Raw genomic sequence first — 4,427 nt, forward strand, 5'->3', positions numbered from 1 at the left:
GATAACAGAAGAACAATTTACAAGAGGTACTTCAGGTCAAATTCACTGGCCTAGAACAGTTCTTTTAGAAACAAAGAATGCCATTCCGACGGAAAACGGAATAGTGTATCCACAATACAGAGTGAAACAGCACAATGAAACAGACAAAGATTTGATAACAGAAATAAATAAATTTTGTGTATATAAGAGTTATATAAGATTAGGCTGGATATATAAACTTCAATCACCTAAAAAGCCTAAGCCTGTTGAAAACACACAGGTGTATAATAGATATCTTAGTGACAAAATATTAAGAACCAATGTTGACAAAGATAAAAGACTGTTCCAAGCAATGTTGGATATATTAAATTTTGAAAACACAATAGATGATCCCGAGCAATTTTACTTTGGAACAAATAATTTCGAATACATTTGGGAAAGGTTGATTCAAGCTACGTTTGGAAATGTAGAAAAAAATTATTATTTTCCAAGGACAAAGTGGCTCCTAAAAATTGGGAAAAATAATGAAAATGCAGCTCTGGAGCCGGACACCATTATGAAGGAATCTGGGGATGTATTTATCTTGGATGCTAAATATTACAAGTATGGTGTAACAAGATTCCCGTCCGACCTACCAAATTCCAGTTCTATTAATAAGCAAATCTCATATGGAGAGTATGTAAGTTTTGATGAGAAATTTGAAGAAGAGAGAAAAGCCGGTATGGAAGTATATAACGCTTTTTTAATGCCGTATGATTCTTGTGAGGATGTATATAACTTTGAGGAAAAAGTTGAAAATTATTATTCGATAGGAGAGGCTGTTTCTGACTGGAAAGACGGAAAAGAAAAATATCAAAGAGTTCAAGGAATATTAATAGATATAAAGTGGTTAATAAAAAATAGCATTCGACCTAGTGGAAAAGAGATTTTTAAATTATCAAATGCGATTAAAAATAGTATTGATGAAAATAAGAAGAAGTAAGTAAATGCAGCGGCATAAACTTACTTCTTTTTTTGAAGTTGTTTTTTCTGATAATTTCTCTGTGCAACTGCATTACAACACACAAGAGAACAATATATCTTTCTGGAGTTCGTTCTGGAAACTTGGAAAAACTCTTTACAGTTGTCATTTTTACATTTTCTCAATTCATTTTCTTTACTATTCATATAAAATAAAGAAAAATAAAGAGCAGTATACAAAGATGGCAATTTCCAATCGGGTTTCATGTCATTGATGTTAAATTTCGGTGTTACGCTGGAAAGATTTGTTTCAAATTCATCTTCTAAAAGAATTTTAGATACTTCCATTAAGGCTTTTAACAGTTTTCTATCCTTTGTGATGTCTTCATATAAGTTATCTTCAAATGTCCCCTCTAATGATATATCACTTTGAGAAAATGTGAGATATTCTGTTGAAAAATGAAATAAAAAATCAACCACAATATTATACTTTGGATCATCTAATAATTGTCTTTTATTTTTATAGACTCTACATAAATTTTTAAACCATTGTGGGAAATTTCCTAGTTTTATATCATTATATGTTTCGACATCTATTTCGTTGATTCCGTTTTTAGACAATAAATCTTTAATCTCAAAATACTCTATCTTTTGTCCATTTACTATTTTTTGTTTTATATTATGTGAACTTTCATTATGTGAATTGGCGCCATCTATCACTGTTTTAACTTTGCTTTTTTTAATAGTAAATACTTCTTTGTCACCTATTATAAATTCGGACTCATCTTTAAAGATTAGATATAAGGTAGCATCAAGCAATTCCTGAACACTATTCACTTTATAAAACAGATAATTATCAAATTGATTATTCATAAGGAAAACAAAGGCTAGTAAATTATTTTTCAAGTCGTTAACCTTATCGATATCTATGCTATAAAAATCATCGTCATCTAGCGTAAATAAAAATCCATATTTTTCAAAGAACGATTTATAAGTGTATAAATCGTCTTTTTTTATGCCTAAAAATTCACCAAGAATATTATTCTTAGATTTATCTTTTATATCAGAAAGTTTTAAGCCTTCCCCATAAAAGTAAGCCACAGGAATATCTTTTTCTTTTACTTTTTTTACAACTAAGTTTTCGACAAGACGATTTGTTTTATTATCAGCTACTTTTTCAATTTCGCAGATACATTTGTCATTTTCAAATGTAAAATATGTCAAAAATTCTCTAGATAAATCCTCGGTCATCTTTAACTCCTCCTTAATAATTTATTATTTAGAAATAATCACTCATTAAATATATTATAGCACATAATTTTCTTATTTTTTCAATTTATTTTTTTTAAAGTGATGAGTAATTTTACATATATTTATCAAAGCCCGAAGTGTGTAAAAATATAAGTGTACCAGCAAGGTACGAAAATATTAAATCTCAAAAGTATGAGTGGCCACGAATACGGAGATGCAAAAAGAATAGAAACTAGTGATAAAGATTAGTTTCTCTTTCAATGCAGCTACCGTTATTTGTCGTGGACAAAACTAAGACTAGCAAATTGAACGCCTCTTTTGCATCTCAAACGAGATGGCAAAGAGAGGTTTTTTTAATGGAAAAACGATGGTTAGAAACACTTATGACAAAAGAGGCAGCAGAAGATTTTGGTTTGGATGTAAAAGACTTAATAAAAGTCAGAAGAAAAGATGGAACTTATTATGTATACAAAGAAGAAGTTAGTAAAGAAGCTTATTTAGAGGCAATTCGAGAAGAACGTAAATATCAGAAAAGACGCCAAAGAATGTTTAAGGAAATGGCTGAAGATGGAGTGAGTATTATTCCTCTACATGAAGTAGAAAAAATGAAAAAGGAAGATAAAAGAAAAAATATTAATCATTTTTATGAATCGGAAATTGAAAATATGGCTGTTAAACATCTGATGTTGGAAGCATTAGCAGAGGAAATTGAAAAACTTCCCGATTTTGATAGAAAACTTATGAAATTAGTTTTTCACACAGATTTAACTCAAAGACAACTAGCTGAAATCTTAGAGGTTTCTGTGTGGAAAATTAATACAAGCATTAAAAAAAATAAAGAAATTCTAAAAAATATCCTAACAAGATAGTCGATTTTGTCTTAGGGCTAGTGAAGGGGTTAAGAACTGAATTAATTATTTGGTTCTTACCTCTAGCATCTAAGAGAGGAGGGAGTCTTCATGGAAAAGAAAGAAGAAATGGCGACAAGCTTATATGCCATATCAATTGTAGCGAGAAAATTAGCAAGACAGTTATTAAAAGAAATGGAGGATAAAAAAGGTGTCAAGGATAAAATTGCTAAAAAATGTAATGGTTGATGCAGAGAATCTTGCATCAAGTATAGGAGTCCTACTAACAGCTTTAGAAAGTGATGAGGAAGTTCCTAAAAAGGAAGAGAAAGTAAATCAGAATGAAAAGACCTATGAGATTGAAGATGTTAGAAAGATACTAGCCGACAAATCAAGATTAGGCCATACAGCTAAGATAAGAGAACTCTTAGAAAAGTATGGAGCTAAAAAGTTATCTGAGATTGAACCAAGTAACTATAAAGACTTGATAGCAGATGTGGAGAAACTCTGATGGGCGATCACGCAATATTATCTGCATCAAGTAGTTCACGCTGGATTCACTGTCCACCAAGCGTTAGGCTCTCTCAAAAATATGAAGATGAAGTTAGTTCTTATGCACTTGAAGGCACCTCAGCCCATGCCTTAGCAGAATATAAACTAAAAAAGTTATTAGGCTTAGATGTAAAAGATCCTACTGATGATTTGGATTTTTATGATGAAGAAATGGATGAGCTAACTGAGGGATATGCTTCATATGTGACAGAAGTAATAAGTAGGTACGAAAGCCCAGCCGTCTTTGTGGAAGAAAGACTTGACTTATCGGACTATGTTAAAGAGTCATTTGGCACAGCTGACTGTGTAGTTGTTGGAGGAAAAGAACTCCATGTAATTGACTTAAAGTATGGCCAAGGTGTTTTGGTAGACGCTAGAGAAAACACACAACTCATGTTATATGGACTTGGTGCTCTGACTCTCTTCGATGGAATTTATGATATCGAGAAAGTAGTTCTTCATATCTATCAACCAAGAAGGTGTAACATCTCATCTTATGAAATTAAAAAGATAGAACTTTATGAGTGGGGAGAATCCGTACGAGAGATTGCTGAGAAAGCATATATAGGCGAAGGAGAATTCTCTTGTGGAGAATGGTGTATCTTCTGCAAAGCTAAGAATAAATGCAGAAAAAGAGCGGAAGAAAACCTAAAACTAGCACAAGAGGAATTTACCCTACCACCAGAACTATCTGACGATGAAATTGAAGAAATCCTACCAAGATTAGATGAACTGGAACAATGGGTCAAAGATATCAAGGCTTACGCTTTAGAAAGAGCAATGAAGGGCCATAGGTGGAAGGGCCTAAAACTTGTTGAAGGTAGGTCAAATAGAAAA

6 protein-coding genes are annotated in these 4,427 nt (G+C 31.9%); 5 read left to right on the plus strand and 1 reads right to left on the minus strand.

Annotated elements, in window-relative coordinates; translation table 11 throughout:
* Positions 1-961 (plus strand): LlaJI family restriction endonuclease (locus SOR60_RS03345; RefSeq protein WP_320595190.1); only part of this gene is annotated, 961 nt, incomplete at its 5' end.
* Between the two features lie 20 nt (positions 962-981).
* Here SOR60_RS03345 and SOR60_RS03350 read toward each other — a convergent pair.
* Complete coding sequence (locus SOR60_RS03350) at positions 982-2,190, minus strand: hypothetical protein (protein ID WP_176269796.1); 1,209 nt, start codon at positions 2,188-2,190, stop codon at positions 982-984.
* 356 nt (positions 2,191-2,546) lie between these two features.
* Between SOR60_RS03350 and SOR60_RS03355 the strand changes: the two genes are divergently transcribed.
* The 4 genes from SOR60_RS03355 to SOR60_RS03370 all read left to right on the plus strand — a co-directional run.
* Positions 2,547-3,059 carry an RNA polymerase sigma factor FliA gene (locus SOR60_RS03355; protein ID WP_320595191.1) on the plus strand — a complete coding sequence of 171 codons (513 nt, stop codon included), beginning with the start codon at positions 2,547-2,549 and terminating at the stop codon, positions 3,057-3,059.
* A 90-nt stretch (positions 3,060-3,149) separates the two neighbouring features.
* The gene (locus SOR60_RS03360) at positions 3,150-3,287 is read left to right on the plus strand and encodes a hypothetical protein (protein WP_320595192.1); all 138 of its coding nucleotides are present in this window, start codon (positions 3,150-3,152) and stop codon (positions 3,285-3,287) included.
* Positions 3,265-3,549 (plus strand): hypothetical protein, encoded by a 285-nt coding sequence (locus tag SOR60_RS03365; RefSeq protein ID WP_320595193.1) that lies wholly within the window; start codon positions 3,265-3,267, stop codon positions 3,547-3,549. Before SOR60_RS03360 ends, SOR60_RS03365 begins: the two co-directional genes overlap by 23 nt.
* Positions 3,549-4,427, plus strand: an 879-nt coding sequence (locus SOR60_RS03370) for a DUF2800 domain-containing protein (protein ID WP_320595194.1), incomplete at its 3' end; no start/stop codon positions are given. The genes SOR60_RS03365 and SOR60_RS03370, both read left to right, overlap by 1 nt.

The organism is Anaerococcus porci (assembly GCF_034090325.1).
Lineage (GTDB): Bacteria > Bacillota > Clostridia > Tissierellales > Peptoniphilaceae > Anaerococcus > Anaerococcus porci.